A 24,919-nucleotide genomic window follows, 5' to 3' on the forward strand; every position below is an offset into this window, starting at 1 on the left:
GAATTGCCTCTGACTCCGATATCTTATTTGGTCGGCGCTGGAGTCCGGGCGCCGGCTTTCAGATGTCGCGCGTGTACATGAGATTGCGAAGGAGGGAAAGAGTTGTGGTATTGTGAGCTTCATCGGGTACTTTTGTGATCGGTGACGGCAAGAACCATGCGCTTTAGACATGAAACATATGACAACAATGATTGGTTAACCTGTGATCACTGAAGCAAAGCACTATGCAGCGAAGACTGCCATGGAGAAGGCTGAATTGGTGTTTCGGATTGTGTCAGCGTCACTGGTCGTAGTCACAATTCACTACATCGGTTTTTTTTCGAGGCTAACGAATGATTACTACACTGTAATGTTTCCATCGCTAGTAAAGCGGATTGCTTGGGAGCTGGTTTCTACTTTGGCTTTCACATCGATGATTGTGGCCGCTTTACTTTTGGTTGGGGGCTTGTTGAAAGGCGCACTAGCTGGGGTTCTGCAATTTTCAGATGTCGAAATCCCCGAAAAACTTGATCAAGGGTATCCAATAGATCTAGAGCGGATTGGGGGGATGTATGGTATGGTACTCGCGGTAGCTTACTTCCCATCGGATACTTCTGTCAGCGCGCGATTAATATTCTTTGTAACTTGCTTGGTGACGGCCGCGGCCTTTTATTTGATCTTTTTTGCGAAAGCCGAAGGTAGCACAAAATGGTCCCGGTTTTTTGAACCTTTCCGGGACAAGGGGTTAGCGGTAAGAGCATTAATAGCGTCGGCACTGTTCGCCTCTTACTTTGCAGGGCAAGGCCTCGCATCATCACTTCTAGAAGCCGATCCGGTTCGAATCGTAATGGATAGAGGCGATATGGACGCAGTTATTCTGGCTACTTCAGAAACCACAATGATAGTCAAAAACGACGAAGGTTTGGTACTATTGCCAATTCATGAAATCAATAAGGTTGTGTTTTCAGTGGACTAAGATCGCAGGCTATATTTCAAATCTCACATCCCCGACCTGTGGTTAAATGCGACCAAGGGTTAAAGCCTCGGAAGGGTCACATCGAATGATTGCTTACGTCACTGTCGGCGCGGATGATATCGTCCGGGCGAAAGGGTTCTATTCCGCGTTCCTGCCCGCTCTTGGCTATGACCTGAAAGAAGGGCCAGAGGGGCTGAGTTATGCATTGCCTGTTGCGCCGGGGCAGACACCGGTATTTGCGGATTTCTATGTCAAACCCACCTTTAACGGTCACCCGGCCACGGCGGGGAATGGCGCGATGATCGCGTTTGAGGCCAGCAGCCAGCAACAGGTTCGCGACCTGCATGCCGCCGCCCTGGCTGCGGGCGGCGTGGATGAGGGCCAGCCGGGTTTTCGCGCCTCATATGGGCCGACATTCTACGTCAGCTATCTGCGCGACCCGCAAGGCAACAAAATCGCCCTGTTCTCCAGCAACCCGGCGGAACCTGGACGCGACGGGTAGGCCGGGCGCGCAAACAGCGTGAGTGCGTCAGTTTCGCCTGTCCTGCGGGTCCAGATGCAGCACTGCGCGCCTGTGATTTATACATTTTTGCAGCCGACAAATCGCCTGAAAGCAACAAATGGCCGATCCTCTCACTTAAACCATTCATTAACCCTTTTGGGGCGACAAAGTGCTACCATTAAGGGAATCGCAACTGGGAGGATGCCACGATGAATATCCACGATCTGGAACACCAGATGGAGCAGTTGGAGCGGGCCTTTGATGCGGCCCCTGCGGATGAACGTCTTAAGCTTGCACCACGTGTCCAGCGGATCACCAACACGCTTGATGCGCGCCAGCAACCCATTCCGCGCCGATTGCAGCGGATCCAGAAAACACTGGAACAAGACGCATTTGACGACATGTTCGACAACATGCCTGTCTAGGGGTCTACATAACAAGGTTTCAGGACATTGCCGTTTTGTCAGCGGGATGGGCGACGTATTCAATCTCCCGGCCGTTGGCCTCAAACATGCCGCGCTGATCTTCGGGCTGGGGCCGCAGGGGATTGTTCAGGATCAGATCGGGGGGGCACCGATATGAATCGGGTCGGGATCACCGGAGAAACTCTTCCTACGAACATGGTGATCAGGGAAGTGACGGCGCGGCCCGCAATCACATGTTTCCTTAGATCCCATTCATTCCAGCTGTTCACCACTGCCTTTTGCATTTGCACCCTCTCAAACGCCTGATTTTCAAAAAGCGCAAATGCAAACATCCACCTGTGCAAGCCTGCGGGTTCATGCCAGTCTGACGTGAAACGGAGGGGCCCATGGAACTGTTCGAACAAAGCGCAACTGAAATCGTAAAACATGTCACTGCGGGCAAGGTTACCGCGCGGGAGGTCACAGAATCGGTTCTGGCCCGAATGGATGCGGTGAACCCCACGCTGAACGCCGTTGTAGCGCGCAATGACGAAGAGGCGTTGCAAACGGCGGATGCAGTGGACCGCGCCCGCGCGGCGGGCGATCCCCTTGGCCCGATGGCTGGTGTGCCGGTGACGACCAAGGAAAATGTTGATCAAACCGGTTTTGCCACCACCAACGGTCTGCGCCTCCAGAAAGACCTGATTGCCACCAGTGACAACCCTGTGGTCGCCAACCTGCGTCGGGCAGGGGCGGTGATTGTTGGACGCACCAATACGCCGGCATTTTCCCTGCGCTGGTTCACCCGCAACTCTCTGCATGGACATACAAAAAACCCGCATAATGCGGCCATTACCCCGGGAGGGTCCTCTGGCGGGGCGGCCTCTGCCACGGCGGCGGGCATCGGGGCGATGGGGCATGGCACAGATATTGGCGGATCAATCCGCTATCCGGCCTATGCCTGTGGCTTGCAGGGCATCCGCCCAACCCTTGGCCGCGTTGCCGCCCGCAACGCCAGCGCGGCGGACCGTCACATCGGCGCACAGCTGATGGCGGTGTCCGGCCCTCATGCACGTTCCGTGGCGGATCTGCGCCTGTCCTTGGCTGTGATGGCGCAGCCGGATCTGCAAGATCCCTGGCATATGCCCGCCCCGATGAAAGGTGCTGCCTATCCCCGCCGCGCCGCGCTTTGTGTCGCCCCCGAGGGGTTGAACACACATCCTTTGGTGGAACAGTCGCTGCGCGATGCGGCCGCCCGGCTGAGAGATGCAGGGTGGGAGGTCACCGAGGTGGACAGCCCGCCGTTTCGCGCCCCCGCCCGTTTGCAGGCACAGTTATGGCTTGCGGAAATGGAGCGTGGTGCCAAGGCGATGTTTGCGCAGGAAGCAGACGCGGACGCGCTATATGTGCTGGCTGAGATGCACAAGATCACCGCAGTGCCCGACCTGAATGAAGTCTTGGATGCGCTTCAGGCCCGCGTTGGGTTCTTGCGAGAGTGGGAGGCGTTTCTGGCCAGTTACCCGTTACTGATCTGCCCGGTATCGGCTGAACCGCCCTTTCCTGATCTGCTTGACCTCACGGATTTTCCCCGCTGTCTGGAGGCCCAGCTGACACAGGTTGGCCTGCCGTTAATGGGGTTGCCGGGGATGTCTGTATTTACCGGCTTTGCCGAAGGTGAGGCGGGTTATACCCCGCTGGGGGCTCAGTTAATCAGCGGGCGCTACCGCGAGGATATCATGCTGGACGCCGCTGAAGCGATTGAACAGCGCAGCCCGCAAATCGCCGTGGTCACCCCGGCCTAAAGCATCTTCGAAGCCTGCTTTAGCACACCAAAAAACCGCGCCTGAAACAGACGCGGTTTTCTGTAACCTTACGATGGGGCTGGCGCTTAGCGGCGCAGGCCCAGACGTTTGATCAGGTCCTGATAGCGTGCTTCGTCTTTGCTCTTGGTGTAATCCAGCAGCTTACGACGTGTCGCAACCATCTTAAGCAGACCACGGCGGCCGTGGTTGTCTTTTTTGTGGGTCTTGAAGTGCTCTGTCAGCGTCGCAATACGCGAGCTCAGAACAGCAACCTGCACCTCGGGGGAACCGGTGTCGCCCTCTTTGGTGGCGAATTCCTTCATGATGCGTGCTTTTTCTTCAGCTGTAATCGACATCGGGGTCTCCTTTCAGAGTTTAGGGTTATGGCGCAGGCCGGGATGTCGTCCAGCACAGGCCCATGGAGGTGTGGCCCGTTGAAGGAATCAACAGGCGACGCTGGCGTATAGGAAAGATTGGCGCAGATGGCAAAGCCTATTTGCAAGACGCTGCGGCGCTTACGTGCCCGTCAGGTTCATCATCTGGGCAGAGCTGAGCGGGATCAGCGCAATATCCGCTGCGGTCAAATCGTTCTGGCCGCTGACCTGTGCCACCACCTGATCCCCCATCCAGACCTGTAACTGGCCGGCATGTTCGGGGTCAGGCTGTACGGTGACATCCGGCACGTCGACATCCGCCTCGCCATCATCCCAGATAAACAAAAGGGAATCGTCTTGCGGTTCGAAATCGATGATATCGGCGGGTGCGCCCTCACTGGCCCAATCGCCCAGCACAAACAGGTCACTGCCCGCACCACCGTGCAGCATATCACCCTGACCGGCGATGATCATATCATCACCGCCTCCGCCATTCAGAAAATCCATGCTATCGGCATCTTGCTGGCTGCCACTGTCAGGGGCACCGGCCACACCGCTTAGCGTGTCATTGCCCGCACCGCCAAACAGGGTGTCCTCGCCGCCGTCCCCGCGCAGCAGGTCGTTGCCCAAGCCGCCCGATATTGCATCATCCCCCGCGCCACCGGACAGCTGGTCGTCACCGCCAGATCCGTTCAGCGCATCATTACCGTCACCGCCAGACAGAACATCATCGTCATCCTGCCCGACCAGCGTATCATCCAGAGAACCCCCATAAAGGTCGTCATTCCCCGCTGCGCCAATCAGGCTGTCGTCGCCGACATCACCGATCAGCGTGTCATTGCCATCATCGCCGCGCAACTCGTCATCGCCGTTCCCACCGGTGACAAGGTCCTCTCCACCACCCGCGCTGATGCGGTCGTCATCGTCACTGCCGGTGATGCTTTCCGCCTGTTCAGAGCCAAGGATCAGGTTCGCCCGTTCGGTGTTGTCTTCGGGTTCGGGATGCGGGCCTTCGCCCTCGCCCTCGCCCTCGCCGTCGTCACCAATATCGACAAACGCGGCGGCACTGACTGCCATCAGACCCATCAAACCAGCCAACCACAACATGACAACACCCTAACCAATCTGCAAAACGGCACTGTGCCGCGGGCCGATACAAGCCACATCGCTGCCTTTGCGTCAAAAGGTAAGGCGTTAACTGGTTAAGAATTTCTATTCTTTTACAGGGCCTTAACGCCATTCCACCGGCTGCTGCGCATAGGGCAGATACAAGGGGTGTTTGGGGTGCCCGTCCTTTGACAACCCCAGATGAAACAGCGGTCGCTCCAATCCTCGCAGCAGTTTTGCCACCTCTGGCCCGCGCCCGCGATGCGCCCCATGCACGCCCCACGCCGCGATGATCTGATCCGCCCATGCGGTGCCATCCTGCAAGGTCGCGTCATTCTCTGGCCCCACCGGATCATCGGCGGCGCGCATATCGCGCGGATCGGTGGCGCGCCAAGCAAAGATATTGGTGACGCGAAACCCGCCAAACCCCAGATGCCGCGCCCGCCGTTCACAGCGCTCAACCGTCGGGTCGTTCTGCACCTCCGTTGCGGTCGAAGGGTTCAGCATCACAAACAGCACCTTGGGCTGGGCCGCATCCCACACCCGCGTCAGGCTGTAACGATACCTCTCGCAATCCGAATAAACCGCGGTCGAGGGCGCATCGCCTTTGGTATGGCTGCGTGTGATCATAGGCTTAGGTGTTGAACACCCGGTTGGGGTGCAACTCTCCCGCCTTGAAGCGGCCCACGGCCACCGCAACCCCGTCGAAGGAGGCCCAGCATTCATCGCCATATTCAACGTCATGGGCAATCACCATGCCGGGGTTGCCATTGCGCAGCTTCACCGCACCTTCGGCGGTGGCTTTCACCTCAGGCAAGTCCACCAACCCCTGTTCAAGCGGCAGCAGATGCGCGTCCAGCGCAGGGGTACGCGCCATCTCTTCGATCTGATCGATCGTCAGCCCGTCACCCGCATCAAACGGCCCCGACCAGACCCGGCGCAATTCGCGCACATGGCCATAACAACCCAAAGCCGCCCCCAGATCCCGCGCGATAGAACGGACATAGCCACCCTTGCCACAGACCATCTCAAGCGTCACATGATCCGCGTCTGGTCGGTCTGTCAGCAGCAGGCTCTCGACAAATAGCGGGCGGGCCGCCAGCTCCATTTCCTCGCCGTCGCGGGCGCGTTTGTAGGCGCGTTCCCCGTCAATCTTCACGGCGGAAAACTGTGGCGGCACCTGTTCGATGTCACCGATAAAACCCGCCAGCGCCTCTTTGATCGCCGCATCATCGGGGCGCAGGTCCGAGGTGTTCAACACCTCGCCTTCCGCATCATCGGTGTTGGTTGATACCCCAAGGCGCACGATGAACTCATAGGCTTTCAGCGCGTCGGTAATATAGGGAACCGTTTTGGTTGCCTCGCCCAGCGCAATTGCCAGAACACCCGTTGCATCAGGATCAAGCGTGCCTGCATGGCCCGCCTTTTTCGCTTCAAGCGCCCAGCGCACCTTGTTGACCACCGCTGTTGACGTAGGCCCCGCAGGTTTATCCACCACCAGCCAGCCCGAAATATCGCGTCCCTTGCGTGTGCGTCCCATGATGCCCTCTTTGTTCAAATCAGGCCCGCGCTATACTGTGCGGGCGCGCAACTTCCCAGAGGGAATTCTATTCTGCTGGTTTCACAACGCCAATGATTGGTCCCAGCGTGGTAAACCCCGTGCCACTGCGCCCCAGATCAGGGGCCCGCATCCGCGAAATATTGCCGTCGAAATACAACGCATTGGGCAGCTTCAGATGATCGCGAAATAACAAGCCGAATTCGTGAAATGTCACCACATTGTCCGAAATCACAAACACCGCGCGTTTGCCGTCTTGCGTGGTGCCCACCCCATTGCGGATATAGCGTGAAGTGCTGTCGGGCAGGAACCGCGGATGCAATGCCCCGTCAATGACCAGCATCGGCCCCGATTGTGTGGCCGAGCGGCAGGCGGGGGCCTGCTCGATAAACTTCAAGGTTTCAATCACATCAGCGCGCCCGTCGCGCAGACACAGCACCCCGTTGGGCAGCAGCCCGAAATTCCCCGGACCGGCATTCGGGATCACCCGCTGTAATTCAATCCGGTTTTCTACATAATGCCCCACGGGACGGCGATCTTCGTGGTACATGCCCGCGTTGGTGGCAAAACCCAGTGACAGTCCCTGTTCTTTCAACGCCGCATCCAGCGTGCCGAAATGGCCATAAACCGCGCCAGTGTCATCGGCCAGAAACAGCTCAAGCCGTTCTGTGCGCAGATCAACCTCGCAGATGACATAGGCGTTGTTGTGATAGGTCTCGCTGCGGCAGTCAGCAGCCGCTGCGGGCAGGGCCAGCAGCATCAGCCACAAAAGCCATGCCGCCAGCGGTTTCATCCTTCTGACGCCGGATCAGGAACATCATCAGGTGCATCCGCATCGCGCCGCACCTTGGCATCCGACAGCATCCGGCGGGTTTCGTCCATCTGATCAAAGGTCTGATCCAGCTGGAACCGCAGGTCGGGCGAAAATTTCAACGTCAGTTTCTTGGAAACCTGCTTGCGGATTTCGTGTTTGTTGCGCGCCAGCAGTTTCAACACCTCGTCCTGACCTTCGCCGCCCAGAGGCAGCACATAGGCCGTTGCCACCTTGAGGTCAGAGGAGGAACGCACCTCGCCCACCGTGATCGACATGCGGTTCAGTTCCGGGTCATGGACATCGCCCCGCGCCAGAACCTCGGACAGCGCCCGCCGGATCGTTTCACCGACCCGCAGCTGACGTTGTGTCGGGCCGCGGCCCTCATATGTGTTGTTCTTACCCATAGGCCCTACCTAAGCGCTCCCATTGCCTTTGCCAAGCGGCTGCGGTCACGCTAAACGGGGCGGGATTTGCAAGCAGGAGCGCAGAACATGACCCAGACCCTTTCCGTGGCGATCACTGGTGCCTCTGGCCGTATGGGACAGACCCTGATCGGATTGATCAACGCCTCTGACAAAATGACGTTAAGCGGCGCAATTGAACGCGCCGGACATGCTTGGGTCGGGCAGGATGTGGGCGAAATGATGGGCGGCACCGCGCAGGGTGTGATTGTCACTGATGACGCTGCGGCGGCTTTGGCAACCGCAGATGCCGTGATTGATTTCACCGCACCGCAGGCGACAATCGCTTTTGCGGCTTTGGCAGCACAGGCAGGCATTGTGCATGTCATCGGCACTACCGGCATGACCGAGGATGAAATCGCTGCCCTTGCCCCCTATGCCGACAAGGCCACCATCATCCGCGCCGGCAATATGAGCCTTGGTGTCAACCTGCTGACCCAGCTGACTAAACGTGTTGCTGCTGCGCTTGATACGGATTACGACATTGAAATCATCGAGGCCCATCACAATCAAAAGGTCGATGCGCCTTCCGGCACCGCCCTGATGCTGGGCGAGGCCGCCGCCGCGGGGCGCGGTGTGGCATTGTCCGATGTATCTGACCGCGGCCGCGACGGGATCACCGGTGCGCGCAAACCCGGCGACATCGGCTTTACCGCAATTCGCGGTGGCGACATCATTGGCGAACATGACGTGATGTTTGCCGCCGCCGGTGAACGCATCATCCTGCGCCACGTTGCCTCTGACCGCAGCGTCTTTGCCCGTGGTGCGCTCAAGGCGGCGCTCTGGGGGCATGGCCGCGCGCCAGGGCAATATGACATGCTCGATGTACTGGGCCTGTCGGATTAAATCATAAGACAGATGAAACCTTTTCAGGGGTATCTGCGTTTCTTCTAGGACCACCATCCGATGGAGATCCCGATGAAGGCTTTTGCCCTGACAGTTTGCGCCGCTTTGGCCGGTTTTGCCTCACCTGCATTGGCCGACCTTCAAAAAGTCACCTCGCGTGACGCCTTTGTTGCGCTTGTCGATGGCAAAACACTGACGCGCCCCTTGGTCCGGCTTCAGGTTCTGTCGAACGGACAGATCACCGGCAAAGGCGCAACCTGGGAGATCAGCGGCGAATGGGCGTGGAAAGGCGGCTATCTCTGCCGCAGCCTGATCTGGGGCGGCGACGATTTGGGGTATAACTGTCAGGAAATCAAATCCGACGGCAGCCGCATGCGCTTTACCTCGGATCGCGGCAGTGGCGATTCCGCAGAATTCAGCCTGCGCTGATCAAGCGTCGCGCCGTCAAAAATCGACCGCCAGCCCTTTTTTCTCCCAATCCCCATAGCGCACCGGCTCTGGTCCCTCGCGCCCGCCCAATTCCGGCGGCAGCGCCAGTTCCGCCGCTTTCTTGCGCCGTTCCTCTGCTTCTGCCAGTGCCCGCTGGGCGGCTGGAGGGATTGGTTCGGGGGCAGGTGTCGGGTTCGGACCGGGTGGTAAATCCGGCCCCGGTGTGGGTGTCGGGGGAACCGGGTTGTCCGGGATCGGACGTGGGGCAGGGTCACCGCCCTGTGCATTCTGTGTCAAAGGGTCTGTCATATCATCCTCTTGAGGCAAGCTTGCCTTTGATATACGTCGCAAATCATTGCGGACAAGCTTGATCGGCCAGATAGGCCGGAGAGCAAAGAGGTTCGGATAGGTCAGAACAGCCCGATAGGAACCATGCTGATGTCAAACACCGGAGTCCAAGCCCGCCGCAGCGCCGTCTATCTGCTGGACCAGATCCTTGGCGAAGAACCCCGCTTGATGTCGGAACTACTGGCCAGCGGTGTGCTTGATAAACTCTCGCCCGATGACCGCGCCCGTGCGCAACGTCTGGCCACGGAAACCCTGCGCGGCTTGGAACGTGCGGACCGCTTGTTGCAAAAACATCTGAAGAAACCGCCAGTGCTGACAATCCAGAATGTGCTGCGCGTCGGCACCGTGGAGCTTTGTCAGGGCGGCGCGGCCCATGGTGTGGTGAATGCCATGGTCAATCTGGTTGGGCAGCACAATAAGCTGAGCCACCTCAAGGGGTTGACCAATGCGGTCCTGCGAAAAATCGCCGCCGAAGGCCCTGCTGCATGGGATGCTCTGCGCGCGCCCCGCTTGCCCAAATGGCTGCGTGGCCCCCTGTCAGAGGCATGGGGATCAGACGCAATGGCCGCAATGGAAATCGCCCATTTTGCCGGTGCGCCGCTGGATCTGACCGCAAAAACCGATGCCGCCGCCGTTGCCGAGGCGACAGGTGGTACGCTCCTGCCCACCGGTTCGGTGCGCATCACCAACCCCGGTCAGGTCTCTACCATGGCGGGGTTTGCCACGGGTGACTGGTGGGTGCAGGACGCCGCCGCCGCCATCCCCGTGCAGGTCCTGAAACCGCAGGCGGGCGAGGCGATCCTTGATCTATGTGCCGCACCGGGCGGGAAAACCATGCAAATCGCTGCTTCGGGTGCCGATGTCACAGCCGTCGACGATTCGTCCCCCCGTATGCAGCGGGTCAGCGAAAATCTGGCCCGTGTCGGCCTGAAAGCCAAAACCCTGACGAAAGATGTACGTGCGATCAAAGGCACATTTGATGCGATTCTGCTGGACGCCCCCTGTTCCGCCACCGGCACCATCCGCCGTCACGCGGACCTGCCCTATGCCAAGGATGGTTCTGACTTTGGTGACCTGATTGAACTTCAGAGCGCATTCATTGACCACGCTTGGTCGCTGCTGAAACCCGGCGGACGGATGGTGTTCTGCACCTGTAGCCTGCTGCCTGACGAAGGCGAGGTGCAGGTGGATGAGGCGCTGGAACGCCATGATGACATGAGTGTGGACACGGAGGCGCTGATGGTGCCCGGTGTCCAACTCGAGTGGATCACCACTGAAGGCGGGCTGCGTCTGCGCCCTGACTATTGGTCCGAACTGGGCGGTATGGACGGGTTTTACATCGTCAGCCTGCGCAAGGCGGGCTAGGCCTAATCCGGCGGGTTTTCAACCGCCAGATAGGCCGCGCGGGGAATGGCGATGATCCCCTTAAGATCAAGTGCCGCGCGGTGTTCGGCATCCAGCCTCTCAATGGCCTCGCCCACTGCGTCAAACATCACTGGCCCATCCGATCCAACGGCGGTGATATATGGTAAACCGGGTGTCGGAGTGGTCTGGTCAAGAACGCGCAAACCCTTGGCAAAACTGTCAAATCTCTGAATAAGCCGCCATGTCTGCGCATCCAGAACCGCAATGTCGCCGGTGCCTTCGGCCACCATCAATGCCGATTGCGCATGCCCGCCGCTGGCCTGACGGTTGTTGAACCAGAACCCGTGATCGCGCGCCCATAGGTAGGCCGCTGCAAACCCCGATTGAGAACAGGCCTGATTGAACACAAACCGCGCATCCGCAAATGCCTCCGCCCTGTCGCGCGGATCATCCGCGCGTACCACAACAACGCTGTTGTAATACCCCGCCGGACACCCCTCCAACCCGAAATCCGGGGTGCCGATCAATGTCACATGATCCGCCAGCCGAGTCCGAAACGGCATGCCGCAGGTCTGGCTGAACACCAGATCAGGCGAGAGCCACAGATCATAGGCATCCCGCGCATTGTCCAACTCTGCCGGTGTGTCGATCCCTCTTGCACTCAATGCTTCGCGCAGCGCCGCCCAATAGGCGTTGTTTGCCACCTCCAGTTCCGGGCGGGCATACATCATCAGGCTGGCAATCATCGCGCACTCCATTCTTGCATATTACTTTCCTAGCGCAGGGCCCGCCGTGGTGACAGGCGCAAACTGCCCCAACCCGCCGATTGACGCGGCTTGACCAAAAAACGGTGACACCCTCTTGTTGCCGGTCTATGCTGCGCCCAAACGCCAGCAGAGCGTCAAGGGCAGTCGAAATATGTTCAACCTAACCTCACTGAAAGCGCGTCAGGCGCGGCTGTTGAATGCCGTACACGCCGCTTTGGCCACGCGCACAACCGCAAGCGTCAAGGGCTTCGTCTCTTCGCCCGAGCCGCGCACAATCGGATCATTTGCACGGGGCCGCCAGTTGGTCGCGGGCAATTATCTGTTTGCCGGGACATTGATCAATGCGCCGGGTCATTCGCTTTGGGAGGTCACGCCGCCAGATGCAAATTACGCGGCGGATCTGCACGGATTCTCTTGGCTTGATGATCTGGCTGCGGTTGGTGACATGGCGGCGCGTGATGCGGCGCAGTCTTGGCTGTGGGGCTGGATCGACAGGTTTGGCAAGGGGCGCGGGCCCGGCTGGACCCCTGACCTGACCGGCCGCCGCCTGATCCGCTGGATCAACCACGCGCTGTTTGTTCTGCGCGGACAGGAATCAGAGAAAAGCCGCGCTTTCTACCGTTCTCTTGTCCAGCAAACCCAGTTTCTATCCCGCCGCTGGCGCGGTGCCGCGCCCGGCCTGCCGCGTTTCGAGGCGCTGACCGGTTTGATCTATGCGGGCCTCGCACTTGAGGGGCAGGAGGACTTGGCCGATCCGGCGATCAAGGCGCTGGCGCGTGAATGTGCCACACAGATCGACGATCAGGGCGGCCTGCCCACCCGCAACCCCGAAGAGCTGCTGGCGGTGTTCACCCTGCTGACATGGGCGGCTGCCGCGCTTGGTGATGTGGGCCGCAGCTGTCCCAAGGAACATTTGGCCGCGATTGAACGCATCGCGCCGACCCTGCGGTCCCTGCGCCATACCGATGGCGGGCTGGCGCGGTTTCATGGTGGCGGGCGCGGTGCCGAAGGGTGGCTGGATCACGCCCTTGCCGCCAGCCGGGTCAAAACGGCGCAGCCGGACGGGCTGGCCATGGGGTATGCCCGCTTGTCCGCCGGGCGCACCAGTATCGTGATTGACGCGGCCACTCCGCCGAAAGGGGCGGCCAGCCATAACGCTCATGCCTCAACCCTCGGGTTTGAACTGACCTCGGGGCGCCGCCCGCTGGTGGTCAGCTGCGGGTCTGGCGCGTCTTTTGGTTTGGACTGGCGCCGGGCAGGGCGGGCCACACCGTCACATTCCACCTTATGTCTTGGGGGCTATTCCAGCGCCCGTTTGGCGGATCCCGACGCGGCAACCGGTGTTGAGGCGCTGATCAACGGGCCGACTTATGTGCCTGTCGAATTGTCCCCGCAATCGGATGGTATCAAGTTTCAGGGTGGGCATGACGGCTATGTCGCCTCGCACGGGTTGACCCATGCGCGCACCCTTGAATTAACCTTCGACGGGCGTGGCCTTGCCGGTGAGGATATGCTGCTTGCATTGGAAGATGCCGAAAAACGACGTTTTGACGCAGCTCTTGATGCAGGAAAATTGAAGGGGCTGCGGTTTGACATCCGGTTCCATCTGCACCCCGATGTGGATGCGACACTGGACCTTGGCGGTGCAGCCATTTCTATGGCGCTAAAGAGCGGGGAAATATGGGTTTTCCGCCATGACGGCACGCATAACCTATCGCTTGAACCGGGGGCCTATCTGGAAACCACACGGCTGAAACCTCGCGCGGCACAACAAATTGTGCTCTCCGGCAGTGCGTTTACCTATGCCACACGTGTCCGCTGGTCCTTGTCCAAAGCGCAGGAAACTGCGATTGGCGTGCGAGACTTGTCGATGGACGAGCCGTATCTGAACGAAAACTGACCAAAGGACCCTCCCATGACCGATCTGTACCCCGTCAAACGCGCCCTGCTTTCTGTATCCGACAAGACCGGACTGGTCGATCTGGGCAAGGCATTGGCGGCGCATGGGGTTGAACTGCTGTCCACCGGTGGCACCGCAAAGGCGCTGCGCGAGGCGGGGCTGGATGTGAAAGACGTGGCCGAGGTTACAGGGTTCCCCGAAATGATGGACGGTCGGGTGAAAACCTTGCACCCGGTGGTGCATGGCGGTTTGCTGGCGCTGCGCGACAATGACGAACATGTCGCGGCAATGGATGCCCATTACATCGGCGGCATCGATCTGGTGGTGGTGAACCTTTATCCGTTTGAGGAAACCGTCGCCAAAGGCGCGGAATACGCCGAGGTGATCGAAAATATCGACATCGGCGGCCCCGCGATGATCCGCTCTGCCGCCAAGAACCACGGCTTTGTGAATGTCATCGTGGATACCGAAGATTACGCCGCGGTGATCGCGGAGCTGGAGGCCAACAAGGGGGCCACCACCTATGCGCTGCGCCAGCGTCTGGCCCAGACTGCCTATGCCCGCACTGCGGCCTATGACACCGCCGTCAGCACATGGATGGCCGCGCAAGTTGGCGAAACCCCGCGCCGCCGCACCTTTGGCGGCACATTGGCGCAAACCCTGCGCTATGGCGAAAACCCGCATCAGCAGGCGGCATTCTATACCGATGGTTCAAACCGCCCCGGCGTGGCAACGGCCAAACAGCATCAGGGCAAGGAACTGTCCTATAACAACATCAACGACACCGACGCAGCCTTTGAGCTGGTCAGCGAATTTGATCCCGCACAGGGTCCGGCCTGCGCCATCATCAAACATGCCAACCCTTGTGGCGTTGGCACTGGTGAGACGATGATCGAAGCCTATACCCGCGCCTTTGACTGCGACCGCACCAGCGCCTTCGGGGGCATCATCGCCCTGAACCAGACGCTGGACGGTGCCACCGCCGAAGCGATCAGCGGCATCTTTACCGAGGTAGTCATTGCACCGGATGCAGACGCCGATGCGCTGGCAATTTTTGCCAAGAAAAAGAATCTGCGCCTGCTGACCACCAATGGTCTGGCCACCCCAGACACCGCGCAGCTGACCGCGCGTCAGGTCTCCGGCGGTTGGCTGGTGCAGGACAAGGATGTGGGCCGGATCACCCGCGATGATCTGAAGGTCGTGACCAAACGCGCGCCAAGTGAACAGGAACTCAGCGATCTGTTGTTCGCCTGGACCGTAGCCAAACATGTGAAATCCAACGCGATTATCTATGTTAAAGACGGTGCAACCGTCGGCGTGGGTGCCGGCCAGATGAGCCGCGTTGACTCAACCCGTATCGCCGCGCGCAAAGCACAGGATATGGCAGAGGCCATGGGCCTACCCGCCCCGCTGACCCAAGGATCGGTTGTGGCGTCGGATGCGTTCTTCCCCTTTGCGGATGGTCTGATCACCGCCGCTGAAGCCGGGGCAACCGCGCTGATCCAGCCAGGCGGTTCTATGCGCGACGACGAAGTGATTGCGGCAGCGGATGAGGCGGGGCTTGCTATGGTCTTCACCAACATGCGCCATTTCCGGCACTAAGGCAGGGCGGGCAGCAGATGCGCATTCTCTTTTGGTCAGCCTTCACGGCATTCCTGATAGATCAGGCCAGTAAATATCTGGTGGTCCATATGTGGGAACTGTGGCGGGTGCGCGAGATTGATGTGCTGCCGCCCTACCTGAATTTCCGTTACGGTGAAAACCGGGGCATTAACTTCGGCCTTTTCGGGGATGGATCGGACGCCAGCCGCTATATCCTCATCGGTCTTGCCCTTGTGATCTGTGCGGGGGTTCTGTTCTGGATTGGGCGGGGAAAATTCGGCGTCAAGGAACGCGTCAGCGCCGGATTGCTGATTGGCGGGGCGCTGGCCAATGTGGTGGATCGGCTGGTCTATGGCTATGTGCTGGACTTCCTGAACAACTCCCTGCCGGGCTGGAACAACCCCTTTGTTTACAACATCGCGGATGTCTTTATCTTTGCCGGTGCCATCGGGCTGATCCTGTTTGCTGATGATGGCCGCAAGACTGGTAAAAAGAACGCAAAAACGACCGCGAAAAAACCCAAGTGACATTGCCCGCCCGACCAAGGTATGAACAGGGCACCCGTTAGGAGACGACACATGCGCCGTATCGCTTTACTTGTCCTGATCCCGCTGGCCCTTGGGGCCTGCGCCAACAAGGGATTGCGCGATCTTCAGAATGTGTCGGACGGGCCGAATGAATTTATGCTGCAACCGGCCAAACCGCTGGAAGCGCCTGCCAACTATCGCGATCTGCCGCCGCCCACACCGGGGCAGGCGAACCTGACCGACCGTTCCGCGCTGAACGAGGGTATTACCGCCTTTGGTGGTCGCCCCGAAGCGGCCAATGCCGGTATTCCGGCCAGTGACGGCGCGCTTGTTCAACATGCCTCACGATTGGGTGTTGCCCCGAATATCCGGGGGGATCTGGCCGAAACGGACGCGCAGTTCCGCAAACGCAAGGCGCGGTTTACCCAGTTCCGCATCGTCAAGGTTGACCGCTACAATCAGGCCTATCGCCGCGAAACGCTGGATGCCAAAAACGAGGCCGCCCGCTGGCGCCGCGCCGGTGCGCGTACCCCCTCCTACGCACCTGACGAATAACCCCGCCGGGGTAACCGTTACAAAGCTTACAAATTTGTCATCTGCCTTGAATCTCTGCCTCAGGCGCGTAGGTGTGCGGTAGATGATTTTTTCAAAGGATCCGTGATGTTCCGACTGCCGACGCTTGCAGCCCTTTTCGCATTTGCATTGCCCCCGCTCATGGCGCAGGCCGCCGAAAACGAGGCGGTGACATTTTTCAGCCTTGATAATGGCATGGATGTTGTCGTCGTCGAAGATCACCGCGCCCCCGCCGTTCAGCAAATGGTCTGGTATCGTGCGGGCTCTGCGGATGAACCCAAAGGCTCCTCCGGGGTTGCGCATTTCCTTGAACACCTGCTGTTCAAGGCAACCGACAAAATGGAATCAGGCGAGTTTTCTGCAACCGTTGCCGCCAATGGCGGGCGCGACAATGCGTTTACCAGCTATGATTACACCGCCTATTTCCAACGCATCGCTGCCGACCGTCTGGAACTGATGATGCAGATGGAAAGCGACCGGATGAAAAACATCCGCCTGACGCCGGAAAATATCCGCACGGAGCGCGACGTGATTCTGGAAGAGCGCAACCAGCGCACCGACAGCAACCCCGGCGCATTGTTCAATGAACAGATGAACGCCGCACAATATCTGAACCATCGCTATGGCACACCTGTGATCGGCTGGCGTCATGAGATGGAAACGCTCGATCTGGATGATGCGCTGGCATTTTACGAACTCTACTATTCCCCGAATAACGCGATCCTTGTGGTGTCGGGTGATGTCGATCCCGATAATGTGCGCGCGCTGGCAGAGAAATATTATGGCGTGATCCCCGCCAATCCTGACCTGCCCGAACGGCTGCGCACGCAAGAACCGCCGCAAACCGCCGAACGGCGACTGATTTTCCGTGATGGCCGTGTGGCACAACCCTACATCAGCCGCGCCTATCTTGCGCCGGAACGTGATCCGGGTGCACAGGAAGAGGCGGCAGCATTGACCATTCTGGCGGAAATCCTTGGCGGCGGGACCACATCGGTTCTAGCCGAAAAGCTGCAGTTTGACGAACAGATCGCCACTTATACCGGGGCGTTCTATCGTGGCGCAACGCTGGATGACACGGCCTTTGATCTGGTGGTGGTGCCCGCCGCCGGCGTGACCTTGCAAGAGGCCGAAGATGCAATGGATGCGGCCTTGGCCAGCTTTATGGAAACCGGTGTGGACGCTGCACAGCTTGACCGGATCAAGCTGCAAATCCGCGCCGAGCAAATCTATGCCCGTGACAATGCCGAAGGGGTGGCCAATCGCTATGGATCGGCGCTGGCCATCGGCTTGACCGTTGAGGATGTGCAGAACTGGCCTGATGTACTGGATGCGGTCACGGCGGATGACATCATGCAGGCGGCAGAAAAACTATTCGACCGGCGGGCATCCGTCACCGGCTGGCTTATGAAAGAGGAGGCCGCGCAATGAGGCTGATTTACGCTCTTGCCCTGACGCTGATCGCGGCCTTGCCCGCCCGCGCAGAGGTTGACATCAAATCCGTCACCAGCCCCGGTGGCATCACCGCATGGCTGGTCGAAGAACCCTCCATCCCCTTTGTTGCGCTGGAAATCCGTTTCCGTGGCGGTGCATCGCTGGACGACCCCGAAAAACGCGGGGCGATCAACCTGATGACCGGCCTGCTGGAAGAGGGGGCGGGCGATATGGATGCCCGCGATTTCAGCCGCGCACAGGAAGAGCTGGCGACCAGCCTTGGCTTTGAGGTCTCGCGCGATTCCGTTGCGATTTCGGCCCGCTTTCTGACCGAAAATCGCGAAGCCTCTGTTGCTTTGCTGCGCGCGGCCATTCACACGCCGCGTTTTGATCAGGATGCAATTGACCGGGTGCGCGGGCAGGTGCTGTCGATCATCGAATCCGACAAGAAAGATCCCGACGACATCGCAAGCCGGACATTTGCGGAAATCGCCTATGGGGATCACCCCTATGCGCATCCGGTGAACGGTACGACCGAAAGTGTTACCGCCTTGACCCGGGACGATATTCTGGCGGCGCATAAAGCGGTGTTTGCACTGGATCAGATCTATGTCGGTGCAGTGGGGGACATCACGCCGGAAACCCTGGGTGCGTTGCTGGATGAGCTCTTGGGCGGGCTGCCACAAACCGGGGCATCCGCACCGACCCGCGCTGTTGTAGACATTCCTGCCGGTATCACGGTTGTTGATTTTCCGACACCGCAATCGGTTGCGGTTTTTGGTCACGATGGCATTTCCCAAAGCGATCCCGACTTTTTCGCGGCGCTGATCCTCAATCAGGTGCTGGGCGGCGGATCGTTTGAAAGCCGCCTGATGAATGAGGTACGCGAAAAGCGCGGGCTGACCTATGGTGTCTATTCCTACCTCGCCACGCGCGATCTGGCGGATGTCTATATGGGCTCGGTCAGTTCATCGAACGACCGCATTGCCGAAGCCATTGACGTGATCCGAGACGAATGGACAAAGGCCGCTGAAAACGGCGTGACACAGGAAGAGCTGGACGCGGCCAAGACCTATGTCACCGGTGCCTATCCGCTGCGGTTTGATGGCAACGGGCCAATTGCTAACATCCTTGTGGGTATGCAGATGCTGGGCCTGCCGATTGACTACATCCCGACCCGCAATGACAAGGTCGAGGCGGTGACGCTGGCGGATGTGAAACGCGTGGCCGGTGAATTGCTGGACCCGGAGAACCTGCATTTTGTGGTGGTGGGACAGCCCGAAGGTTTGCAGACCACAACCAGTGAATAAGAGGTAAACGGGTCAGCTATCCGTTTGGGATGGCATGAGAAACACGGGCTGTCCCCATAGGGATGGCCCGTTTTTATGTGTGGTGCCTGCGTTGCGGGGTAACATCCTTCAAAGGATTTAGTCAGCATTTTCAAAAATGCGGCACCCCCGCCGCTGGCGTTATTCCCCGTAAGGCACCCAGACGTTTTTGACTTCGGTGGCGGCTTGCAGGAAGGCGCGCCCTTCACCCGCGGCACCCATCCAGTCACGCGCCATGCCGTTGTTCACCCATGTGCGCTTCAGGTTTCCGGCTGAGGTCTGTTCAACCACATGCCCCAGCGCCGCCGCGCCAAAGCTCCAGACAGCGTCCACATCTAGATGGCGTGCCAGAGGTTCGACCAGATCCGCTTGCGGCCCGGTCAATATGTTCACCACACCCGCTGGCACATCGGAGGTTTCCAACACCTGCACAAAGTCAGTCGCTGCCAGGGGAAATGGTTCGGAGGCGGAAAGGATGACCCGGTTGCCCATGGCAATCGCCGGTGCCATGCAGGAGATCAGCCCCAGCAACGGTGCCTCGGCAGGGCAGAGCGCCCCGATCACACCAACCGGTTCATTCATCGCCAAAGCGACGCCGCGAATGGGTACGCCGTGGACCTGCCCGTCATATTTGTCGGCCCAAGCGGCATAGGTGAACAGACGCTTTATACTGGCCGCGACCTCTTTCGCGCCGCCCTTGCCGCCTTGCATCGCGTCCAGTCGTGCGGCAAATTCTTCTGCCCGCGCGTCCAGATTTTCCGCGATGTAATATAATATCTGTGCCCGCAGGTGGCCGGTTGTCTTGGACCATCCTTTGGCGGCCTGCGCGGCCTCAACCGCGTTACGGATATCTTTGCGGTTCGCGATACTGGCATGGCCCAGCAGCTTGCCCGATTTGCCATAGACCGGCGCGGAATAGCCGCCATCAGGACGTGCCTGTTTTCCGCCGATATAAAGTTTCGCGGTGCGGTCCACACCATCAACAGGACCACCTTCGCCGGAAAAGGCGCTGATCGTTTTCAACGGTTTGGTTTTGCCCTTGGGCTTTGTGTATCCGGCCAGCCCTTCCCAGCCGCCTTCACGGCCAAAGCCGCTTTCGCGCACACCGCCGAAGCCCGCCGCAGCATCCATCAAATTGGTGCCGTTGACCCAGACAATGCCCGCCGCCAGTTTCGGCGCGATATCCAGCGCGAGGTTGATGTTTTCGGACCACACCGTCGCGGCCAGACCGTAACGCGTGTTATTGGTCAGCTGCACGGCCTCTGCGGGTGTGCGGAAAGTGGTCGAGACCAGCACAGGGCCAAAGATTTCGTCCTGCATCAGAGGATCGGCGGGGTTCAGGCCGGTGACCAGCGTCGGCGGGTAAAAACAGCCCTGATCAGGCACCGCGCCCGCCGCTACATGTGTTTCGCCGCTGGTGTTTGCATCGACCATTGCAGTGACCCGCTGCAATTGCACGGGATCGACCAGCGCACCCACATCAATGGATTTATCCAAGGGCGACCCGATACGCAGCTTGTCCATCCGTGCCCGCAATTTGGCGTAGAACAGATCAGCCACCGGTTCATGCACCAACAGCCGCGAGCCTGCGCAACAGACCTGACCCTGATTGAACCAGATCGCATCGACCAACCCTTCAACCGCGCTATCAAGATCGGCGTCATCAAAGACGATATAGGGGGATTTGCCACCCAGTTCCAAACTCAACGCCTTGCCGCTGCCCGCTGTGGCCTCGCGGATGCGGCGGCCCACGGCGGTCGAACCGGTAAAGGCGATTTTGTCGACCTCTGCCGCGACAATCATTTCGCCCACGGCACCGTCACCGGTGACAATGTTCACAACGCCCTTGGGCAGACCCGCCTGCCGACAGATATCGGCAAACAGCAATGCGGTCAGGGAAGTATATTCCGCAGGTTTCAGCACAACGGTATTGCCCATCGCCAATGCGGGTGCGATTTTCCAAGCGAGCATCAGCAGCGGGAAGTTCCACGGAATGATCTGTCCGCAAACGCCCAAGGCTTCGGCGTCGGGCAGTTCGCTTTCCATCAGCTGCGCCATGCCTGCGTGAAAATAGAAATGCCGCTGCGCCAAGGGCACGTCGATGTCTCGCGCTTCGCGGATCGGTTTGCCATTGTCCAGCACCTCAAGCACCGCAAAAAGCCGCGCGTGTTTCTGCAACAAACGTGCCAAAGCATAAAGGTACTTTGCCCGGCCATGCCCGCCCAGATTGGCCCAGCCATTTTGCGCCTTGCGGGCCGCTTTGACGGCGGCATCGACATCGGCCTGGGTTGCCTGACTGAGGGTCGCCAGCACCTCGCCGGTGGCGGGGTTCTTGCTGTCGAACCCGTCAGCGGGGGTGGTGAAATCACCGTCGATAAAATGGCCAAAACGGCTGCCTTGATCGACCAGCCACGCCAGCGCTTCGGCGGCGGATTCAGGGGCGGTGCCATATTCCATGGTTTCGAAAATCTCCGAGACGCTCATCGTTTCACCCTTAACTTGTCGCATGACGGTAGCCCGCCGAATAATTGCCCGTCACGTAATGTTCCAACTGGCGTTCGATGTCGTTCAGCAGCGATGATGCGCCAAAGCGGAACAGGTCAGGGCGCAGCCAGCGGTCGCCCAGCTCTTCCTTGATCAGGGCAAGATAGGTCACCGCATCCTTGGCCTTGGAAATGCCGCCCGCCGGTTTGTAGCCGACGCGGATGCCTGTGTGATCGTAATAGTCGCGGATCGCGCGGATCATCACCAGTGATACCGGTAAGGTCGCATTCACGCTTTCCTTGCCGGTGGAGGTTTTGATGAAATCGGCCCCCGCCATCATGCAGACCAGCGAGGCCCGCGCGACATTGCGCAGGGAACCAAGTTCGCCGGTGGCAAGGATCGCCTTCACATGGGCCTCGCCACAGGCAAGACGCATGGCTTGCATTTCATCATAAAGCGCCTGCCAATTGCCGGACAACACATGGCGGCGCGAGATGACGATGTCGATCTCGGTTGCCCCTGCTGCGACGCTCATCTCGATCTCGCGCAGGCGCAGTTCAAACGGAGAAAGGCCCGCCGGGAAGCCGGTGGAGACAGCGGCAACAGGAATATTGCTGCCCTGTAAAGCGGCAACCGCTGCGGGGATCATTTCATGATAGACACAGACAGCACCGGTTGTGATCGGCTCCATCCCCAGCGCATCCAGCAAGGCAGGGGCCACAGGTTGCCGCGCCTTGGCACAAAGCCGTGCAACACGCCGGTCGGTATCGTCACCCGACAAGGTGGTCAGGTCGATGCAGGTCACCGCGCGCAAAAGCCACGCCGCCTGATGTGCCTTTTTCACAGAGCGCCGCGCGCCGATGGTGCCGGCACGCCGTTCAATCGCAGAGGTATTGGCCTGCGCGCCCAGCACCCAGTTCAGGTCAAGCGGCATGCCCGGATTGCGCAGTTCGGTCACCTGCGGCAGTTGGGTTTGCGCGGTGGTGGCATTGGGCGTGGGTGTCAAAGCGGCAGCCATGGGTGTCTCCGGTCCAGTCAGGCCGCCAAGGTGCCACGCGCTTACAGGTCTTGGCAAGGCGGGGCTTGCCAAGACGCGATGTGACGTCGGGGTCAGGAGCCGCGATAGGTGGAATAGCCAAAGGGCGAAAGCAGCAGCGGCACATGGTAATGGGCGTCCGGGTCAGAAATGCCAAAGCGGATCGGGATCAGATCAAGAAACCGTGGCTGTTCCGGCGGGGTGCCGATGCGGTCAAGATAGGCACCGGCAGCAAAGGTCAGCTCGTAGGTGCCCACGGCAAAGGCATCGGCTGGCAGGATCGGGCTATCGGTGCGCCCGTCGGCATTGGTCTGCATCCGCGCCAGTTCGACGCGGGTCTCCCCCTCCAGACGGTAAAGCGTGATCTCCAGCCCGTCAGCGGGCAGCCCGCGTGCCGTGTCCAGAACATGAGTTGTCAGATATCCGCCAGCCATGGAGCGTTTCCTTTTGTTTCATCATTTTTCAAGGTCTACCCGCCCCTGCGGTCAGGTCAATGCATGTATGTCGGGAATTTACCTGCGAAATCCTCTGATTCGGCCCTTGATTCGGATATTTTGCCCAAGTGATTCGTTTTTGCTTTGACTGCGTCAACCAACCTTTGCATATATGGGTCCGACAACCAAAAGCTGTGTATTTTACAAAGTTAACACACCAAATCCGGTATTCTTTCGGGGGGATGATATGCCATTGCAAACCCTGCGGGTCACCACCGCCTTGATGTTTGCCGCATCTATGTGCCAGGCCCAAGAGCATCTGACGCAGGCAAGCGCTTCATTTATTTTTAATGGTTCAGAGGTCACAATTGCCCGTGACACGCCCGAAGCCGAGCGGGTGGCGCAACGGTTTATTTCAGCCGATGCCAGCTGTGGCGGGGCCTGTATTGCACCGATGCAGGTGGCACAGGGGGTTGAAACGCTGGGCGAGGCCGAGGTGCTGGACTTTCTTGTCTCTCAAGTGGCGACCGGCCGGGGCCTGATGGTGGATGCCCGCGCTCCGGCGGAGCGGGCGAAAGGGTTCATTCCGGGCACGGTCAGCCTGCCGCATAACACGCTTGCGCCGGATAATGCCTATCGCAAGGATATCCTGCTGGCCCTCGGCGGGCGCAGCTATGAGGATGTGTTCAACTTTTCCGATGCCCGCATTCTGTTGATCTATGACAATGGCCCCAGCAGCGATGATGCGGGCAGATTGGTCACCAACCTGCTTGCGGCGGGATACCCGCCAGAGATGATCCGCTATTATCGCGGCGGCATGCAGGTGTGGTCGGTGCTGGGGTTCAGCATCGAAACCGGGCAGTCATGAGATGGAAAAGCCAAACGATCCGCTTACCCCGCATGTGACATTTGACAATTATGTTATACCGCAATCTGTCCAGCGCGAGACGAGAACACAGACACCCGTCCCGCCGCAGACCCCGCTTGGGCTGCCGGTTTCCGGGATGATGTGGGCGGTCAGCGCCATTGCCCTGCTGGCCTTTGTGCTGGGGGTGATGGGCACGTTGAAATTTGCCCGCCCCACGACGCAAGGCGTGGCCGCCGCAGGACAGGAAGTGCCATCAGCCGTCACGCGTCAACAGGGGCCGGATCTGATGTCGGGACTTGCGGCAGGCGCGGGCGCGGCGACACCGGCAGCGGCGGTGTTGACGCAAGACGGTATGGCAGAGGCGCGCAGCACGGCGCGGGCGGTTCTGGATCCGGGGGCGCTGGAGGTCATGCGCACGGCTGTTCTGGCCGGGGAATATCAGATTGCCAAACAAGGTCTGCAAAGCGCGCACCATCTGGTTCTGTCCAAGGCAGAGGCCGAGGAAACCCGCCGGACATCTGTTGAACTGTTGCGCGAAGCCGTTGCAGAAGGGGTGATTGACCTGCCGGCATCTTTGCATACCGGCAAGGGCGACAGCGACATTGATATGGTGTTGTTCGATCTGATCCAGTCTGCCCTGATTGACAACGGGACGGCAGCCGGAGCCAAGGCCGCGCGTGACATGAACCGCCGTGTCTTTGCCGCATCAGAGGCCAAGACAGACTATACGAAGGGTCGGCGGATCTATGTGGTGCAGGAGGAGGACAGCCTGGCCAATCTTGCATTGCAGTTTTACGGCCACCCGACATTGCACAACCGAATATCTGCGGCCAATGAACATCTTCTACGGTCAGCAGACGGCATACGGACGGGCCAACAACTTATAATCCCTGAATAAAACAAAAAACCAAGTTGTAGCAGCCAGTCTGGCAGCGGGTCGTCTTACCGGGGCGGCCCGCTTGCCGTTTGGGGCAGCGGATTGCGCAGGGGGGCGGTTCTGT

General features: G+C 59.4%; 26 protein-coding genes. 15 read left to right on the forward strand and 11 right to left on the reverse strand.

Translation table 11 applies throughout. The features are described from left to right. Positions 1 to 202: 202 nt before the first annotated feature. The 4 genes from QQL78_RS17335 to QQL78_RS17355 all read left to right on the forward strand — a co-directional run bounded on the left by QQL78_RS17335 (position 203) and on the right by QQL78_RS17355 (position 3,663). Positions 203 to 955 carry a hypothetical protein gene (locus QQL78_RS17335; protein ID WP_284375238.1) on the forward strand — a complete coding sequence of 251 codons (753 nt, stop codon included), beginning with the start codon at positions 203 to 205 and terminating at the stop codon, positions 953 to 955. An 85-nt stretch (positions 956 to 1,040) separates the two neighbouring features. Beyond that, positions 1,041 to 1,457 carry a VOC family protein gene (locus tag QQL78_RS17340; RefSeq protein ID WP_284375240.1) on the forward strand — a complete coding sequence of 139 codons (417 nt, stop codon included), beginning with the start codon at positions 1,041 to 1,043 and terminating at the stop codon, positions 1,455 to 1,457. 209 nt (positions 1,458 to 1,666) lie between these two features. Further along, positions 1,667 to 1,882 carry a hypothetical protein gene (locus tag QQL78_RS17345; RefSeq protein ID WP_284375242.1) on the forward strand — a complete coding sequence of 72 codons (216 nt, stop codon included), beginning with the start codon at positions 1,667 to 1,669 and terminating at the stop codon, positions 1,880 to 1,882. A 386-nt stretch (positions 1,883 to 2,268) separates the two neighbouring features. Further along, entirely contained in the window at positions 2,269 to 3,663 is a 1,395-nt protein-coding gene (locus QQL78_RS17355; protein ID WP_284375244.1) for an amidase family protein, read from the forward strand. An 86-nt stretch (positions 3,664 to 3,749) separates the two neighbouring features. Here QQL78_RS17355 and rpsO read toward each other — a convergent pair whose 3' ends face one another. From rpsO to rbfA, 6 genes are all read right to left on the reverse strand, one after another. After that, positions 3,750 to 4,019, reverse strand: coding sequence for a 30S ribosomal protein S15 (gene rpsO / locus QQL78_RS17360; RefSeq protein ID WP_284375245.1), 270 nt, complete (start codon positions 4,017 to 4,019; stop codon positions 3,750 to 3,752). Positions 4,020 to 4,178: 159 nt separating this feature from the next. Further along, positions 4,179 to 5,144 (reverse strand): calcium-binding protein, encoded by a 966-nt coding sequence (locus QQL78_RS17365; protein WP_284375246.1) that lies wholly within the window; start codon positions 5,142 to 5,144, stop codon positions 4,179 to 4,181. A gap of 123 nt (positions 5,145 to 5,267) precedes the next feature. Next, the gene (locus QQL78_RS17370) at positions 5,268 to 5,774 is read right to left on the reverse strand and encodes a DUF1643 domain-containing protein (protein ID WP_284375247.1); all 507 of its coding nucleotides are present in this window, start codon (positions 5,772 to 5,774) and stop codon (positions 5,268 to 5,270) included. A gap of 4 nt (positions 5,775 to 5,778) precedes the next feature. Then, positions 5,779 to 6,684 (reverse strand): tRNA pseudouridine(55) synthase TruB, encoded by a 906-nt coding sequence (truB, locus tag QQL78_RS17375; protein ID WP_284375248.1) that lies wholly within the window; start codon positions 6,682 to 6,684, stop codon positions 5,779 to 5,781. Between the two features lie 67 nt (positions 6,685 to 6,751). Then, positions 6,752 to 7,495: a phosphodiester glycosidase family protein gene (locus QQL78_RS17380; RefSeq protein WP_386258547.1), complete on the reverse strand. Its 744-nt coding sequence runs from the start codon at positions 7,493 to 7,495 to the stop codon at positions 6,752 to 6,754. Next, on the reverse strand, positions 7,492 to 7,920 hold the full coding sequence (rbfA, locus tag QQL78_RS17385; protein ID WP_284375249.1) for a 30S ribosome-binding factor RbfA: 429 nt from the start codon (positions 7,918 to 7,920) through the stop codon (positions 7,492 to 7,494). Before rbfA ends, QQL78_RS17380 begins: the two co-directional genes overlap by 4 nt. Positions 7,921 to 8,007: 87 nt before the next feature. Between rbfA and dapB the strand changes: the two genes are divergently transcribed. Beyond that, a complete protein-coding gene (gene dapB / locus QQL78_RS17390) occupies positions 8,008 to 8,823 on the forward strand; it encodes a 4-hydroxy-tetrahydrodipicolinate reductase (RefSeq protein ID WP_284375250.1) in 816 nt (271 codons plus the stop codon). A 72-nt stretch (positions 8,824 to 8,895) separates the two neighbouring features. Then, entirely contained in the window at positions 8,896 to 9,252 is a 357-nt protein-coding gene (locus tag QQL78_RS17395) for a dihydrodipicolinate reductase (RefSeq protein WP_284375251.1), read from the forward strand. Positions 9,253 to 9,267: 15 nt separating this feature from the next. Here QQL78_RS17395 and QQL78_RS17400 read toward each other — a convergent pair whose 3' ends face one another. Continuing rightward, entirely contained in the window at positions 9,268 to 9,423 is a 156-nt protein-coding gene (locus QQL78_RS17400) for a DUF1674 domain-containing protein (protein ID WP_284375638.1), read from the reverse strand. Between the two features lie 267 nt (positions 9,424 to 9,690). Between QQL78_RS17400 and QQL78_RS17405 the strand changes: the two genes are divergently transcribed. Next, positions 9,691 to 10,965, forward strand: coding sequence for an RsmB/NOP family class I SAM-dependent RNA methyltransferase (locus QQL78_RS17405; RefSeq protein ID WP_284375253.1), 1,275 nt, complete (start codon positions 9,691 to 9,693; stop codon positions 10,963 to 10,965). A gap of 2 nt (positions 10,966 to 10,967) precedes the next feature. Here QQL78_RS17405 and QQL78_RS17410 read toward each other — a convergent pair whose 3' ends face one another. After that, a complete protein-coding gene (locus QQL78_RS17410; RefSeq protein ID WP_284375254.1) occupies positions 10,968 to 11,711 on the reverse strand; it encodes a phosphate/phosphite/phosphonate ABC transporter substrate-binding protein in 744 nt (247 codons plus the stop codon). 172 nt (positions 11,712 to 11,883) lie between these two features. Between QQL78_RS17410 and QQL78_RS17415 the strand changes: the two genes are divergently transcribed. From QQL78_RS17415 to QQL78_RS17440, 6 genes are all read left to right on the forward strand, one after another. Then, positions 11,884 to 13,632, forward strand: coding sequence for a heparinase II/III family protein (locus QQL78_RS17415; protein WP_284375256.1), 1,749 nt, complete (start codon positions 11,884 to 11,886; stop codon positions 13,630 to 13,632). Between the two features lie 15 nt (positions 13,633 to 13,647). Beyond that, positions 13,648 to 15,234, forward strand: coding sequence for a bifunctional phosphoribosylaminoimidazolecarboxamide formyltransferase/IMP cyclohydrolase (gene purH / locus QQL78_RS17420; RefSeq protein ID WP_284375258.1), 1,587 nt, complete (start codon positions 13,648 to 13,650; stop codon positions 15,232 to 15,234). Positions 15,235 to 15,251: 17 nt separating this feature from the next. Beyond that, on the forward strand, positions 15,252 to 15,761 hold the full coding sequence (lspA, locus tag QQL78_RS17425; RefSeq protein WP_284375260.1) for a signal peptidase II: 510 nt from the start codon (positions 15,252 to 15,254) through the stop codon (positions 15,759 to 15,761). A 51-nt stretch (positions 15,762 to 15,812) separates the two neighbouring features. Continuing rightward, positions 15,813 to 16,316 carry a DUF3035 domain-containing protein gene (locus tag QQL78_RS17430; protein ID WP_284375262.1) on the forward strand — a complete coding sequence of 168 codons (504 nt, stop codon included), beginning with the start codon at positions 15,813 to 15,815 and terminating at the stop codon, positions 16,314 to 16,316. A 105-nt stretch (positions 16,317 to 16,421) separates the two neighbouring features. Next, positions 16,422 to 17,765, forward strand: coding sequence for a M16 family metallopeptidase (locus tag QQL78_RS17435; protein ID WP_386258553.1), 1,344 nt, complete (start codon positions 16,422 to 16,424; stop codon positions 17,763 to 17,765). Further along, positions 17,762 to 19,078: a M16 family metallopeptidase gene (locus QQL78_RS17440; RefSeq protein ID WP_284375264.1), complete on the forward strand. Its 1,317-nt coding sequence runs from the start codon at positions 17,762 to 17,764 to the stop codon at positions 19,076 to 19,078. Before QQL78_RS17435 ends, QQL78_RS17440 begins: the two co-directional genes overlap by 4 nt. A gap of 159 nt (positions 19,079 to 19,237) precedes the next feature. Here the strand turns inward: QQL78_RS17440 and QQL78_RS17445 are convergent, their stop codons facing one another. The 3 genes from QQL78_RS17445 to uraH form a co-directional block, all read right to left on the reverse strand. Continuing rightward, entirely contained in the window at positions 19,238 to 21,580 is a 2,343-nt protein-coding gene (locus QQL78_RS17445; RefSeq protein WP_284375265.1) for an aldehyde dehydrogenase family protein, read from the reverse strand. A gap of 10 nt (positions 21,581 to 21,590) precedes the next feature. Further along, complete coding sequence (gene deoC / locus QQL78_RS17450; protein ID WP_284375267.1) at positions 21,591 to 22,598, reverse strand: deoxyribose-phosphate aldolase; 1,008 nt, start codon at positions 22,596 to 22,598, stop codon at positions 21,591 to 21,593. A gap of 92 nt (positions 22,599 to 22,690) precedes the next feature. Then, entirely contained in the window at positions 22,691 to 23,050 is a 360-nt protein-coding gene (gene uraH / locus QQL78_RS17455; protein ID WP_284375269.1) for a hydroxyisourate hydrolase, read from the reverse strand. Positions 23,051 to 23,297: 247 nt separating this feature from the next. Between uraH and QQL78_RS17460 the strand changes: the two genes are divergently transcribed. After that, positions 23,298 to 23,918: a rhodanese-like domain-containing protein gene (locus QQL78_RS17460; protein WP_284375271.1), complete on the forward strand. Its 621-nt coding sequence runs from the start codon at positions 23,298 to 23,300 to the stop codon at positions 23,916 to 23,918. 1 nt (position 23,919) lies between these two features. Further along, positions 23,920 to 24,816 carry a LysM peptidoglycan-binding domain-containing protein gene (locus QQL78_RS17465; RefSeq protein ID WP_284375273.1) on the forward strand — a complete coding sequence of 299 codons (897 nt, stop codon included), beginning with the start codon at positions 23,920 to 23,922 and terminating at the stop codon, positions 24,814 to 24,816. Positions 24,817 to 24,919 lie beyond the last annotated feature (103 nt).

It is taken from the genome of Sulfitobacter pacificus, assembly GCF_030159975.1.
Classification (GTDB): Bacteria; Pseudomonadota; Alphaproteobacteria; order Rhodobacterales; family Rhodobacteraceae; genus Sulfitobacter; species Sulfitobacter pacificus.